At 63.5% G+C, this 12674-nt stretch carries 13 protein-coding genes; 5 read left to right on the top strand and 8 right to left on the bottom strand.

The genetic code is table 11. From position 1 onward, the window contains the following. Positions 1-86: 86 nt before the first annotated feature. Both P3T22_RS22120 and P3T22_RS22115 read right to left on the bottom strand, forming a co-directional pair. A complete protein-coding gene (locus tag P3T22_RS22120) occupies positions 87-1559 on the bottom strand; it encodes an FAD-binding oxidoreductase (RefSeq protein ID WP_429326116.1) in 1473 nt (490 codons plus the stop codon). Beyond that, positions 1556-2545, bottom strand: coding sequence for an isopenicillin N synthase family dioxygenase (locus P3T22_RS22115; protein ID WP_429326115.1), 990 nt, complete (start codon positions 2543-2545; stop codon positions 1556-1558). The genes P3T22_RS22120 and P3T22_RS22115 overlap by 4 nt, the downstream gene beginning before the upstream one ends. A 289-nt stretch (positions 2546-2834) precedes the next feature. Between P3T22_RS22115 and P3T22_RS22110 the strand changes: the two genes are divergently transcribed. From P3T22_RS22110 to hutC (P3T22_RS22090), 5 genes are read left to right on the top strand one after another with little or no spacing between them, the layout of a single operon-like run. Then, on the top strand, positions 2835-3662 hold the full coding sequence (locus P3T22_RS22110) for a transporter substrate-binding domain-containing protein (RefSeq protein WP_063498779.1): 828 nt from the start codon (positions 2835-2837) through the stop codon (positions 3660-3662). 27 nt (positions 3663-3689) lie between these two features. Continuing rightward, positions 3690-4340, top strand: coding sequence for an amino acid ABC transporter permease (locus P3T22_RS22105; RefSeq protein ID WP_429326114.1), 651 nt, complete (start codon positions 3690-3692; stop codon positions 4338-4340). A gap of 29 nt (positions 4341-4369) precedes the next feature. Further along, entirely contained in the window at positions 4370-5032 is a 663-nt protein-coding gene (locus P3T22_RS22100) for an amino acid ABC transporter permease (protein ID WP_063498777.1), read from the top strand. A 19-nt stretch (positions 5033-5051) separates the two neighbouring features. Continuing rightward, a complete protein-coding gene (locus P3T22_RS22095; RefSeq protein ID WP_429326113.1) occupies positions 5052-5921 on the top strand; it encodes an amino acid ABC transporter ATP-binding protein in 870 nt (289 codons plus the stop codon). Next, positions 5918-6667 (top strand): histidine utilization repressor, encoded by a 750-nt coding sequence (gene hutC / locus P3T22_RS22090; RefSeq protein ID WP_063498775.1) that lies wholly within the window; start codon positions 5918-5920, stop codon positions 6665-6667. Before P3T22_RS22095 ends, hutC (P3T22_RS22090) begins: the two co-directional genes overlap by 4 nt. A gap of 51 nt (positions 6668-6718) precedes the next feature. On the opposite strand, the gene hutC (P3T22_RS22085) is transcribed toward hutC (P3T22_RS22090), so the two are convergent. The 6 genes from hutC (P3T22_RS22085) to P3T22_RS22060 all read right to left on the bottom strand — a co-directional run bounded on the left by hutC (P3T22_RS22085) (position 6719) and on the right by P3T22_RS22060 (position 12606). Further along, positions 6719-7402: a histidine utilization repressor gene (gene hutC, locus P3T22_RS22085; protein WP_429326192.1), complete on the bottom strand. Its 684-nt coding sequence runs from the start codon at positions 7400-7402 to the stop codon at positions 6719-6721. A 231-nt stretch (positions 7403-7633) separates the two neighbouring features. Further along, on the bottom strand, positions 7634-9286 hold the full coding sequence (locus tag P3T22_RS22080) for an HAL/PAL/TAL family ammonia-lyase (protein ID WP_429326112.1): 1653 nt from the start codon (positions 9284-9286) through the stop codon (positions 7634-7636). Between the two features lie 54 nt (positions 9287-9340). Continuing rightward, positions 9341-10132 (bottom strand): ABC transporter ATP-binding protein, encoded by a 792-nt coding sequence (locus P3T22_RS22075; RefSeq protein ID WP_063498772.1) that lies wholly within the window; start codon positions 10130-10132, stop codon positions 9341-9343. Positions 10133-10166: 34 nt separating this feature from the next. Further along, positions 10167-10922 (bottom strand): ABC transporter permease, encoded by a 756-nt coding sequence (locus P3T22_RS22070; RefSeq protein ID WP_063498771.1) that lies wholly within the window; start codon positions 10920-10922, stop codon positions 10167-10169. A gap of 15 nt (positions 10923-10937) precedes the next feature. Further along, positions 10938-11660, bottom strand: a complete 723-nt coding sequence (locus P3T22_RS22065) for an ABC transporter permease (protein ID WP_063498770.1) — start codon at positions 11658-11660, stop codon at positions 10938-10940. A gap of 91 nt (positions 11661-11751) precedes the next feature. Beyond that, on the bottom strand, positions 11752-12606 hold the full coding sequence (locus tag P3T22_RS22060; RefSeq protein WP_429326191.1) for a transporter substrate-binding domain-containing protein: 855 nt from the start codon (positions 12604-12606) through the stop codon (positions 11752-11754). Positions 12607-12674 lie beyond the last annotated feature (68 nt).

The raw sequence follows: 12674 nt of genomic DNA, 5'->3' as shown, positions 1-12674 counted from the left end.
CTGCTGAAAAACGCATTTCTGGCAAATCGCCGGCACGATGTTCATCGTGTCGGCGCCGCTGATGCTAGTCGGCATTGCCGCCGCGCTCAAAAGAGCTTGCCCGGATTCAGAATGCCGTGCGGGTCCAGCGCATGCTTGATGGCGGCCATGGCCGCCAATTCAGCTGGCGAGCGCGAGATCGGCAAGAACTCGCGCTTGAGCAAACCGATCCCGTGCTCCGCCGACACCGAACCGTGCAAGGGCCCAAGCATCTCGTAGACGAACGCATAAACCGCGTGGTGATCGACGCCGGGAATCGAATGACCGTCGACGGTGACATGCAGATTCGAATCGCCGATATGGCCGAAGAAATACGACGCGTTGCCCGGCCAGCGCTGATCGAGCGCCGCGCGGCAACGTTCGACGAAAGCGCCGATCTCGCCGATGGGCAAGCTCACGTCGAAGTTGATCGCATCCAGCCGCACCGGAAACTCGGCGGTGCATTCTCGAATCGCCCATAACGCCCGCACGTCGGCCACCGATTGCGCGATCACGGCGTCGCGGATCGCTTCTGAGTCGAGCGCTTCGGTCAGCGCGGCGGAGAAGCGTTCGCCGTCGTCGCTTGCGTCGAAGCTCGCGTGTTCGATCAGTGCATAGAGCGGGTGCGAGTCGGCGAACGGCGAACGCGTGCCCGTCAGCTTCACGCCGAATTCGTAGAAATCCGCCCACATGATCTCGAACGCGCCAATGTCGTTGCCAAAGCGCCTCGACAGGCGGCGCAGCAGGTTCACGGCGGCATCGTAACCGTCAAGTGCGACGAGCGCCGTATGGCGCGCCGCGCGTGGCGGATGAAGCCGCAGCACCGCGCGCGTGATCACGCCGAGCGTGCCTTCCGAACCGATGAACCAGTGTTTCAGATCGTAGCCCGTATTGTTCTTGACCATCTTGCCGAGCGAAGTCAGCACGTCGCCGTTGGCGAGCACGACTTCGAGGCCGAGCACCTGGTCGCGCGCGGTGCCCGACTGGATCACGCGATTGCCACCCGCGTTGGTCGCCAGATTGCCGCCGATCTGGCACGAGCCGCGTGCGCCGAGATCGAGGGCGAGTTCGAAGCCGGCTTCGGCGGCGGCTTCCTGCGCGCTTTGCAAGGTGGTGCCGGCGCGCACGGTTAGCGTGGCCGAGGCGGTATCGATCTCTTCAACGCCGGTGAGCCGTTCGAGCGACAGCGCGATATCGGTCGCGCGCGCAATCGCGGCGCCTGCGAGGCCGGTCATGCCGCCCTGCGGCACCACCGCTTGATGCGCTGCATGGCAAATCGCCAGCGCGCGCGAGACTTCTTCCGTGCTCCGCGGCAACAGCAGCGCGGCGGGCCGCGTCGGATCGTGGCGGGTCCAGTCGGTCATCGCGCGTTCGCCGATCTGCTCGCCGACGCGCACCGCGTCGGCACCGAGCGCGGCACGCAGCGCATCGAGCGTTGCGGAAAGCGGCGCGGCGCTGTGGATTGCGTTGCTGCCTGCGTTACTGCCTGCGCTGCTACCTGCACGGCTCGCCACGCCGTTTGCCAACCTGTTATCTGTCATGCAGTGGTCCCTTGCGTTCCTTCAACTGCGGCCTTCTTCCGATAACCCATCGAATCGTTGATCCGCCCGAGGATGTAGTCACCCGCGGCGACCGGTTGGTACTTGAGGTCGGCCTCGCTCGTGCCAAGCTCGCGCGGATCGACCATCGCGCCGTAAGTGGGATCATAAAACGTCGCGATCGAATAGCGCTCGCGCCCCGATGCATTGATCACGCGATGCAAGGTAGAGCGGAAGCGGTCATTGGTCCAGCGTGCCAGCAGGTCGCCTACGTTCACCACGAAGCTGCCTTCGACCGGCGGCGCATCGACCCACGTATCGTTGGCGATCTCACGCACCTGCAGGCCGCCCACCTGATCCTGCCACAGCAAGGTAATGCAACCGTAGTCGGTATGCGGCGCGACGCCGAACTGATCCGCGTCCGACAGGGGCGGCTGCGGCGGATAGTAGACCATCTGCGTGCGCTGCATCCGCTTCGTATAGCGCGGCGCGAAGAAATGCTCGCCGACACCGAGACTCACCGCCACCGCCCTCAGCAGATCGGCGCCGCATGCGGCCACCGCTTCGTAATAACCGTAAAGCGCGGGCCGCAGCTCTGGCATGAAATCCGGCCAGTTGTTCGGTCCACGCAGCGCCTGGCCCGCTCGCACATCGGGATCGTCCTCCGGCAACTCGAGGCCGATGCTGAAGAACTCCTTGTAGTCGGGGCGCTTCGCCTGATACATGGTGGCGTCGCCGAGCGCGTTGAAACCTCGATGCCGCTGATTGACCGCCGCGCGCCGCTTCGTCTCGACCGGAAACGCAAAGAACGTGCGCGCCGCCTGCTCGGCGGAATCGATTGCCGTTTGCGGCACGCCGTGATTGACGATGTAGAAGAAGCCGATCGTCGTACACGCTTCGCGGATTTCGTGCGCCACGCGCGTCAAAGCCTGCGGGTCGCCCGCGCGAACGCCGGCGAGATCGATGATCGGAATGCGGGTCACGGGCATTGCGCTGCTCCCTGAAAGGCCGGCCAATTCAACTGAGGAATGAGCTTTAAAATCGAGGCTTGCGAATCACTCACGGCACGCTCGCGCGCTTCGTGCATCCTCGTTGTATATACCGCCAAAAGCGCACCCGCAAGTTGCTTCTCGGGGCCTCACATAAGGGCTTTTCTCTACTCGCGCGTTTATTTATTTCGCACCGAAACTGCGGTATATACTGCCTCGCATGACTCGCGCAAGGCCCGCTGACGAACCGCTTTCGCGCGACACCGCATTTGCCAAACCGGAGAATCCCATGAGCATCCTTGCAGGCTGGAAGTGTCGTTTGGTCATGCTGGCGTTGTGCGCGGCAAGCGTCACCGCCCACGCGGAAGACCAGCTCGCCAAAGTGAAGAAAGCCGGCGAACTGGTGGTCGGCACCGAGATGCAGTTCGCGCCCTTCGACTTCCTTGAAAACGGCCAGCAAGCGGGCTTCAATAAGGATCTGTTCGCCGAGGTCGGCAAGGAAATGGGCGTGAAGGTGCGCTTCATCGACTTGCCGTGGCCGAGCGTGCTGCCCGGTCTCGAAGCCGGCAAGTTCGATATGGTGGGCGGCCCGCTGACGGTCACCAAGGCGCGCATGGAACGCTACACGTACACCCTGCCGATCGCGGACGCCACCGACGCGCTGCTCAAGCGCGCCAACGACGCCTCCGTCAAGCAATCGTCGGATATCGCCGGCAAGACTGTCGGCGCGGGCAAGGGCTCGGCCCAGCTCGACCAGTTGAAGACGTACGTCGCCACCTTGCCGAAGCCGCCCGAAATCCGCGAATACGTCGACAACAATCAGGCCTACGCCGACCTCGCTGCCGGCCGAATCGCGGCGGTCGCGAACTCGATGACCAACATCGCGTACGTCGCCAAACAACGCCCCGAAACCTTCGCTGTCGTGCAGCCGCCGTTCGGCGCGAAAGTGTACTTTGCTTACTGCCTGCGTAAAGACGCGGATAGCAAGCCGCTCGCCGATGCCTTCAACGCGGCGCTCGTGAAAATGCACAACGACGGGCGCCTCGCGGCCTTGCAGAAAAAGTGGTTCGGTGTCGCGATGGATGCGCCGACAACGATGCCGACGCCGAACTATTGATGCACTGATCTAGCGAGTGCGACGTTTATGTTCAGCACGACCGTCTTCGTCCAGGGGTTGCCGCTGCTGCTGCATGCGGCGCTCGCCACCGTCGGCATTTCGCTGACCGGTCTGCTGATCGGTTTCTTCGTCGCGATCGGCGTGTGTGCGGCGCGCCTCTCGCCGAAGCGCGCCGCGCGCATGTTCGGCGGCGCTTACGTGTTCTTTTTTCGCGGCGTGCCGATGCTGGTGCAACTGCTGCTGGTGTACTACCTGCTGCCGTTCGCCGGGATCAATGTATCGCCCATCGTCGCGGCAATCAGCGCCGTGTCGCTGTGTTCCGCTTCCTATATCGCCGAAATTCTGCGCGGCGGTTTCCTCAGCATTCCGCCGGGTCATATCGAAGCCGCGCGCATGCTCGGGCTTTCACCGTTCGATATGCTGCGGCGCATTCTGGTGCCGCAGGCGTTTCGCTTGACACTGCCCTCGCTCGTCAATGAAATGGTGTTGCTGATCAAGGCTTCGTCGCTGATCTCGGTGGTGGGGGTAGCCGAATTGACGCGCACCGCGCAGAACATTGCGGCCAGCACCTATCGGCCGCTTGAAGCCTACCTCGCCGCCGGGCTGATTTACTTCGTGATCTGCGGGAGCCTGGCGCTCGCCGCACACGCCGCCGAATACCGTTTACAGCACGCCTGAGCGCCGCTGAGCTTGAGATCGGATAAGCCATGCAAAAGCTCGACCCCACCGTCATCACGCACAATCTGCAGCCGATCGCCGCCGGTCTCGCGACCACGCTCGGCACCTGGACCGCGGGCGTGGCGATCGGCATCCTGATCGGTTTTCTGATCGCGGTGCTGCAGCTCTTTTGCGGACGCTGGGTGCGCGGCGCATTGCGCTTCTATATCGAACTGTTTCGCGGCACGCCGTTTCTGGTGCAACTATTTTTGCTGTACTACGGCGGCCCGTCCTTCGGCCTCACACTCGAACCGATGACGGCCGGCGTGCTCGGCTTAGGCCTCTACGGCAGCGCGTATTTCGCGGAAGCATTCCGCTCGGGCTTTCAATCGGTGCCGCCGGGCCATCTCGAAGCGGCATCCTGTCTCGGACTGACCCGCTGGCAAGCCGTCCTGCGCATTCAGGTGCCGCAAATGCTGGTGCTGATCGTGCCCGCGCTGACCAATCTGATTATCGTGCTGAGCAAGGAAACCGCCGTGCTGTCGATCGTCACCGTCCCCGAACTCACGTTCGTGCTGACCGGCATCGGCTCGGCCACCTTCGCTTTCGTCGAAACGCTGCTGGTGCTGTGCGTGTGCTATCTCGCGCTGGTCGAACTGACCTCGCGCGTGGGCATGTGGGCCGAAACCCGCATCGCGCGCTTCATGGCTTGAACGGAATCTGGACCACTCTATGAACGCCATCGCCGACATGCCCTCCTCCGCGTCCACCGCTGCCTTCGAGACGCCGGCCGGCGCGCCACTGATCGAAGTGCGCGACCTGAAGAAACGCTTCGGCGAAGTCGAAGTGCTGCGCGGCGTCGATCTCGAGATCGCCCGCTCCGAAGTGGTCTGCATCATCGGCCCGTCGGGTTCGGGCAAGAGCACGCTGCTGCGCTGCCTCGCCGCGCTCGAAACCTACGATCAGGGCGACGTGCGCATCGAAGGCGAACTGCTCGGCTATAGCGAGCGCAATGGAAAACGCGTGCGAGCGTCGCAAGGCGAGATCAATCGCGTGCGGCGCAACGTCGGCATGGTGTTTCAGCAATTCAATCTGTGGCCGCACATGACGGCGCTCGGCAATGTGATGGAAGCCTTGTTGCGCGTGCGCCATCTGTCGCGTGACGAAGCGCGCCGCCGCGCCAATGCGATGCTGGAAACAGTCGGCCTCGCGCATAAGGGCGATGCCTACCCGTCGAAACTCTCGGGCGGCCAGCAGCAGCGCGTGGCCATTGCGCGCGCGCTGGCAATGGAGCCGCACATCATGCTGTTCGACGAGCCGACCTCGGCGCTCGATCCCGAGCTGGTCGGCGAAGTGTTGCAGGTGATGAAGCAGCTTGCGCGCGACGGCATGACGATGGCCGTGGTCACGCACGAAATGGGCTTTGCCGCGCAGGTCGCCGACAAGGTCATGTTCATCGACCAGGGGCGCATCGCCGTGCAAGGCAAGCCGCGCGAAGTCTTTCACGATGCGGGGCAGCCGCGTTTGCGGCAGTTCCTGCAAAACTATTTCGACCGCAATGCGTTCTGGGCGCGCGGTCCTGACGATGTAGAGCCGCGATGAAAACCGCGCGCGTGTCGACCGACGCACCGGCCGCCCGCTACGAACAGGTCAAAAACCATATCCGCCAGATCATCGAATCGGGCGCGCGGCAAGCGGGCGACCGTCTGCCGTCCGAGCAGGACCTGGTCGCGGCACTTGGCGTGTCGCGCATGACGGCGAACCGCGCGCTGCGCGAACTCGCCGACGAAGGCCTCGTCACCCGCGTGTCCGGCGTCGGCACCTTCGTCGCGCAAACCAAGCCGCAATCGACGCTGTTGATGATCGCCCATATCGGCGACGAGATCCGCTCGCGCGGTCACGAATACAGCTACGACACGCTCCTGTCGCAACGCGAAACCGCGCCGGTGACGGTATCGAACGCGTTAGGGCTCGCGCCTGGCGCTTCCGTATTTCATGTGATTTGCGTGCATCGCGAGAATGGTTTGCCGGTGCAGCTCGAAGACCGTTACGTCAATCCGGCAACGGCACCCGATTTCCTGAAGCAGGATTTCTCCGCGACGAAGCCGTCCGAGTATCTGTTCCAGACCGTCCCGGCACACGACGTCGAGCATATCGTCGACGCGGGCCTGCCGACGCGCGCCGAAGCCGAGTTGCTGGAAATTCGCGCCGACGAGCCATGCCTGACGCTGATGCGCCGCACATGGACGAGCGGCGTTGCGGTCACGTTCGCGCGCTTCGTGCATCCGGGCTCGCGGTACCGTCTGGGTTGCCGGTTCACGCCGGATCTGTCGCAGCGCCAGGGCTAGCGGCAAGCGGCTAGCGGTGCGAACGCCGCGCCCTCGCCCTCGTCTTGCCGCTCACACGTTGCCCGCCAGATGGAAACGCGATGCCGGATGCCAGAGCTGCACCGACGTCGCCACATCGTCACCCACCCATGTGCGGCGCCATAGCTGCAAGCAGGGCTCGCCGATATCCATCGTCAGATGCCGCCGCACATACGCGTCGGGCTTCTGCGCATAGATGCGAAACTCCGCGCGCTGGATCGGCGCGAGCCGAACCATGTAGTGATTCGGCGTCTCGACGGTGAAGTCCTGTTGCAGGTAGTCGGGGAACACCTTCGGATTGACGTAGCGATCTTCGTACTGAATCGGCTCACCCTCTTCGCTGTGCACGATGCACGAATGAAACGCCGGGCCGCTGGCGAGGCCGAGCGCTTCGAGCGCGTGCGGATCGTCGCTGGGTTCGAGCGTCAATACACGCGCTGAATGGCGATGGCCGCGCGCGGCGATTTCGTCGGCGATATTGCGGATTTCCAGCACCGTCGATTCGTAGCGCTGTGGCGCGACGAACGTGCCGGAACCTTGCACGCGCGTCAGCACACGTTCGGTGGTGAGTTCGCGCAGTGCGCGCGACACCGTCATGCGCGCGACGCCGAATTCCTTGACCAGCTCCGTTTCCGATGGGATCAGGCCGCCCGGCTTCCAGTCGCCCTCGCTGATGCGCCTGATCACATAGCGCTTGATCTGCTCATAGGCGGGCATGGCCTTGGCGGGTGTCTCCTGGGTGCGGCCAGGATGGTCCTGCTTGTCTACGGTTTGCGCGTTTGTGTTTGTAATAGTGTTCACGTCGACCTCGTGGGTGGTACGCGGGTGGCATTCGGCCGGTTTGCCGGCGGGTAAGCCCGTTCACCGGCTTTTGTCTCCATCAATTCGGATCCGTCTATTCGAGTCCATCAAATCAAGCCCGGAAACCGGGCCCCGCAGCCGAGTCCTTCAACCCGCGTGGACAGCCGCCCGGCCATCGTTGGCCGCCGGGTCGGCGCCGAGCTTGTCCGCGGCGGCAACCTTAGTCACGCTTGTCACGCTCGCCAATGCGGCAAGACCCGCGCCGCTGACTGAAGCATCCGGCCCGGGCCGAATATTACCCGGGTTTGGCAACGGTGGCGGCATTCCATCGGCGATCATGCGAAATGCGATCGTCATGTCGTCCGCAAGCGGCCGGTCGTCGCGATAGGTCGGCACGACGCGGCGTACGCGTTGCCAGAGCGCGTCAGTGTGCGGTGCGCGCGATGCATCGACGCCTTGCAGATCGTAGGCTTGTGCCGCCGCCAGCAATTCGATCGCGACAATGCGTCCGGCGTTGTCGACGATCTCCAGCGCTTTCAGCGCAGCGGGCGTGGCATGGCACAGGTGGTCTTCCTGCAGGCCGGACGTGATACCGCCGTCGAGACTCGCGGGCATCGCGAGGCGCCGGTTCTGCGCAACCAGCGAGGCCGCCGTGTACTGCGCGATCATGAAACCGGAACAGGTGCCGCCCGGCTTCGCGAGAAACGCCGGCAAGCCGCTCACGAGCGGATTGACGAGGCGGTCGAGGCGCCGCTCGGCCATCGCCGCGACTTGTGCGATCGCAGTGGCGAGACTGTCCATCGCCAGTGCGATCGACGCCCCCACCGCATGCGCCTGCGAATAGACGCGTGGGTCCTCCGGCGTGCCAGCGACGATCGGGTTGTCGGTAATCGAGGCGAGTTCGCGATTGACCACGTCGGCGGTCGCGGTGAGCACGTCGCGGGCGGCGCCGTGCACGTGCGGAATCGTCCGCATGCTCAACGGGTCTTGGGTGCGCTGGCCGACCACCGCGGCGAGAATGCCGCTATCGGCGAGTGCGGTACGCATGCGTTCGCCGACCAGGTTCAGGCCCGGCGAAATGCGCAGCGCCAGCGAGTCTTCATCGAAAGCCACGAGCTGACCGCGCAGATTTTCGAAGCTCATTGCGGCGACCACGTCGGTCCAGTCCAGCAGACGGGCGGCACGCGCCAGGGCCAATGCGGCGAGACCCGTCACGCACGGCGTGCCGTTGACGAGGCTTAACCCCTCCTTCGCTTCGAGCACCAGCGGTTCGAGGCCGAGCAGTTGCAATGCGTCACGCCCTTTGAGGCGTTCGCCGCGATAGTGCACGTATCCCTCGCCGATACAGACAAGCGCGATATGCGCCATATGGCTCAGATAACCCACCGAGCCGAACGCCGGCACTTCCGGCAGGCAATCGGCATTGAGCAGCGCGACCAGCCGATCCGCGACTTCGAGGCGAATCCCGGAATGCCCGTGTGCAAAATTGTTGACGGCTGCCGCCATGATCGCGCGCGTCTCGGCAACACCGAGGGGGGCGCCCACGCCTACCGCATGGCTCATCAGAATGTTGCGCGACAGCGTGCGCTGTTCGGACGGCGACACGACCACATCGCACAACGCGCCGACGCCGGTATTCACGCCATACGCGCGAATCCCGCGCTCGACGATCTGTTCGACAAGCACGCGTGCCGCACGGATACGCGAGCGGGCATCGGCGGAAAGCTCGAGCGGTTCGCCGGCGGCGATCGCCGCCACCTGAACCCAGTCGAGAGGACGATCGGAACGGATCACGGCCATGATAGTGCTCTGTACGGTGGAGTAACGAAGTGGCAACCAGCCAAGGCTGATCGATTAGTTAGTGGTGCGATCCTGGTGGCTCGACACGAATTGGCGGAAACGGTCCGACTTGCATTCGACGAACACTTCGTCCGGCGTACCGTCGGCTTCCACCTGACCTTGATGCAGGAACATCACGCGATTCGATACATGCCGCGCGAAACCCATCTCGTGCGTGACGACCAGCATCGTGCGGCCCTCTTCGGCGAGCGAACGCATCACGCGCAGCACTTCGCCGACCAGTTCGGGGTCGAGCGCCGAGGTCGGTTCATCGAACAGCATCACCTTCGGATGCATCGCCAAAGCACGCGCGATCGCCACACGCTGCTGCTGACCGCCGGACAGATGCGCCGGATAGTGACCGCGCTTTTCCGAGAGACCGACTTTCGCCAGCAGCGCTTCCGCTTCTTCAATCGATTCGGCACGGCTGCGCTTCTGTACGCGCATGGGCCCTTCGATCAGATTCTCCAGCACGGTCATATGCGACCACAGATTGAAGTTCTGAAACACCATGCCGAGTTGCGAGCGCACCCGATCCACCTGACGGCGGTCGCTCGGTTGCAGCTTGCCGTCGCCGCGCCGTTTCATTTTCAGCTCTTCGCCGCCGAGCGACACCGAGCCGTCGTCCGGGGTTTCGAGCAGATTCAGGCAGCGCAGGAACGTGCTCTTGCCGGAGCCGCTCGCGCCGAGAATCGAAATCACGTCGCCTTGATGGGCGTCGAGCGAAATGCCTTTGAGCACGTGGTGGTCGCCGAACGACTTATGGATGTTCTTGACCGACAGTGCAACAGGTGCCGTAGCGTTCATGGGATTCTCCAGATTCTGCAAGATGTGCGACCGTTCAGGGCGCGGCGCGGCGTGCTTCGGTCGTGGTTGAAACCGGCCGGCTCGGCGAGCTCTGCGCGGGCGCCGCACGCAGATGGCGCGACAGGCGTGTCTCGAGGAAACCGAGCAAACGCACGATGACGAAATTCAGGAACAGATAGATCAACGCGGCGCAGATGAATACTTCAGTGGTGCGATACGTTTGCTGAATGATCTGCTGTGCGACGCCGGTCACTTCCCACACGGTGACGAGACTCGCGAGCGCGGTGGATTTGACGAGCAGCACGGCCTCGGTCGAGTACGCGGGCAAACACTGGCGCAACGCAATCGGACCGATCACGCGGCGCAGCAGCGCGAAACCCGACAAGCCGATCGAATAGCCCGCTTCGATCTGACCGACCGGCACCGCCATCAAGCCACCGCGAATAATCTCGGCGGTATATCCGGCGGTGCACAACGCCAGGGATAAAACCGCGCACATGTACGGCTCGCGCAACACCGGCCACAGGAAGCTCTCGCGAATCACGCCGAACTGGCCCATCCCGTAGTAGACGAGGAACATCTGGATCAGCAGCGGCGAGCCCCGGAACACGAGAATATAAGCACGCGCGAAGCGATTCGGCAGCCAGTGCGGCGACACGCGCATCGTGACGATCACGAGCGAAAGCAGGCCGCCCAGAATCAACGAGCAGAAGAACAGCCCGAGCGTGGTCGGCACGGCCGCGATCAGTTGCCGCAGCGTGTCGAGCAGAAAATCGAAGTCGAAATGCATGATGTCCGGTCCTCGTCAGTTGCGCGCGAAATTGCGCTTGAAGGATCGGCCTACGCGCGCTTCGGCGCGGTTGAAGACCCGGTTCGAGATGCTGGTCATCAGCAGATACAGCGCGCCGCCCACCACGAAGAACGTGAAGTACTGATGCGTCGAACCCGCCGCCACCTGGCTGGCGCGCAGCAATTCGGCCAGCCCCGTGACGGAAATCAGCGCCGAGTCTTTCAGGCTCAATTGCCAGACATTGCCGATGCCCGGCAAGGCGAAACGCAACACTTGCGGAATCAGAATGCGGCGCGCCATGGTCAGGGTGGGCATACCGATCGAACGTGCCGCCTCGAGTTCGCCGCGCGATACCGCGAGCACCGCCGAGCGATACACCTCGGCCTGATACGCACCGGAAATCATGCCGACCGCGAGCGCGCCGACCACGAACGGCGGCACGCCGACAAAACCGTCCGCGCCAAACCATTGACCAATCGTGGTCACGAGGGTCGAGCCGCCGAAGTAGAACAGATAGATGACGAGCAGTTCAGGCACGCCGCGAAACACGGTGGTGTACACATCGCCGATCACGCGCAGCGTGCGAAACCGCGACAGCTTGGCCGCCGCGACCAGTGCGCCGAACACGGCGCCGACCGCGAGCGCTGCGAGCGTGAGCGCGACCGTCATCAATGCCGCGAGCAGCAACACGCCGCCCCAGCCTTCCGGCCCGAAGCCGAGCATCTCTATCAGAGCCATTCCCTATCCCTCATCCATTACGGCGGATCGAACCAGCCGGCCTGCGCGGCGCGAAACCGCGCAGACCGCTACAGCGGAGCGCTTGGGCGAATCAAGGCGTGACGTCGGTCTTGAACCACTTGGTGGAGAGTTTCTTGACGGTCCCGTCGGCAAGCGCGGCACTGATCGCGGTATCGAACTTCGCTTTCAGGTCGGCGTCCTGCTTGCGGAACGCGAGGCCTTCACCCGGACCCCAGATCGGGCCGCCGATCTTCGGGCCTGCCATGACGATCGACGCGGTCTCTTTCTTGTCGATGTTGGCGGCGTAGTAGGTCACGTCGTCGAACGAGGCGTCGATACGGCCGTTGGCCAGATCGAGGTCGCGCTCAGGCGAGGTTTTATAGACCCGGATCGTGGCTATGTCCTTGAAACCGTCGTTGATGAATTTGGTGTAGACCGTGCCCGACTGAATGCCGATGGTCTTGCCCTTCAGTTGCTTGCGCAGGGCGTCGACGGTGGGCTGGTCGGTTTTAGGATCGCCCGACAGCTTGACGACGCCTGCTGTCGGCACGGCCTTGGGCAGCACTTTCGCGTCGGTCACGGCGAACGTGGCCGGCGTGGCGGCGTACGGCTTCGAGAACGCGATAATCTTTTCGCGCTCCGGCGTGATTGAGATCGCGTCCATCAGAACGTCGAACTTGCCGGCTTGCAGACCGGGAATCATGCCGTCCCAGTCTTGCGCGACGAGGTTGCACTGCAACTTGATGCGCTCGCACAGATTGGCGACCAGCTCAGGTTCGAAGCCGCCCAGCTTGCCGCCCGGCAAGGTCAGGTTCCACGGTGCGTAACCGCCTTCCAGCGCGATCGTCACCGTCTTCCAGTCTTTGGCCTGCACCGGTGCCGCGAAAATCGTCGCGGCGCCGAGAACAGCGCCCATCAATGCTTTTGCTAACGTCGTGCGCTTCATTTTCACGTCGAAACTCCTTGGATTGAGGAAACCGTCGAACTGGATTTTTTAACCGCCGCTTGATTTGT

It is taken from the genome of Paraburkholderia sp. GAS348, assembly GCF_050434205.1.
In the GTDB taxonomy this organism is placed as follows: domain Bacteria; phylum Pseudomonadota; class Gammaproteobacteria; order Burkholderiales; family Burkholderiaceae; genus Paraburkholderia.
This window is presented reverse-complemented; position numbering and strand designations above follow the sequence as displayed.

Coding starts and splice junctions, on each gene's coding strand:
- P3T22_RS22120 (WP_429326116.1), bottom strand. CDS start 1,559: ATGACAGATAACAGGTTGGCAAACGGCGTGGCGAGCCGTGCAGGTAGC.
- P3T22_RS22115 (WP_429326115.1), bottom strand. CDS start 2,545: ATGCCCGTGACCCGCATTCCGATCATCGATCTCGCCGGCGTTCGCGCG.
- P3T22_RS22110 (WP_063498779.1), top strand. CDS start 2,835: ATGAGCATCCTTGCAGGCTGGAAGTGTCGTTTGGTCATGCTGGCGTTG.
- P3T22_RS22105 (WP_429326114.1), top strand. CDS start 3,690: ATGTTCAGCACGACCGTCTTCGTCCAGGGGTTGCCGCTGCTGCTGCAT.
- P3T22_RS22100 (WP_063498777.1), top strand. CDS start 4,370: ATGCAAAAGCTCGACCCCACCGTCATCACGCACAATCTGCAGCCGATC.
- P3T22_RS22095 (WP_429326113.1), top strand. CDS start 5,052: ATGAACGCCATCGCCGACATGCCCTCCTCCGCGTCCACCGCTGCCTTC.
- hutC (WP_063498775.1), top strand. CDS start 5,918: ATGAAAACCGCGCGCGTGTCGACCGACGCACCGGCCGCCCGCTACGAA.
- hutC (WP_429326192.1), bottom strand. CDS start 7,402: ATGCCCGCCTATGAGCAGATCAAGCGCTATGTGATCAGGCGCATCAGC.
- P3T22_RS22080 (WP_429326112.1), bottom strand. CDS start 9,286: ATGGCCGTGATCCGTTCCGATCGTCCTCTCGACTGGGTTCAGGTGGCG.
- P3T22_RS22075 (WP_063498772.1), bottom strand. CDS start 10,132: ATGAACGCTACGGCACCTGTTGCACTGTCGGTCAAGAACATCCATAAG.
- P3T22_RS22070 (WP_063498771.1), bottom strand. CDS start 10,922: ATGCATTTCGACTTCGATTTTCTGCTCGACACGCTGCGGCAACTGATC.
- P3T22_RS22065 (WP_063498770.1), bottom strand. CDS start 11,660: ATGGCTCTGATAGAGATGCTCGGCTTCGGGCCGGAAGGCTGGGGCGGC.
- P3T22_RS22060 (WP_429326191.1), bottom strand. CDS start 12,606: ATGAAGCGCACGACGTTAGCAAAAGCATTGATGGGCGCTGTTCTCGGC.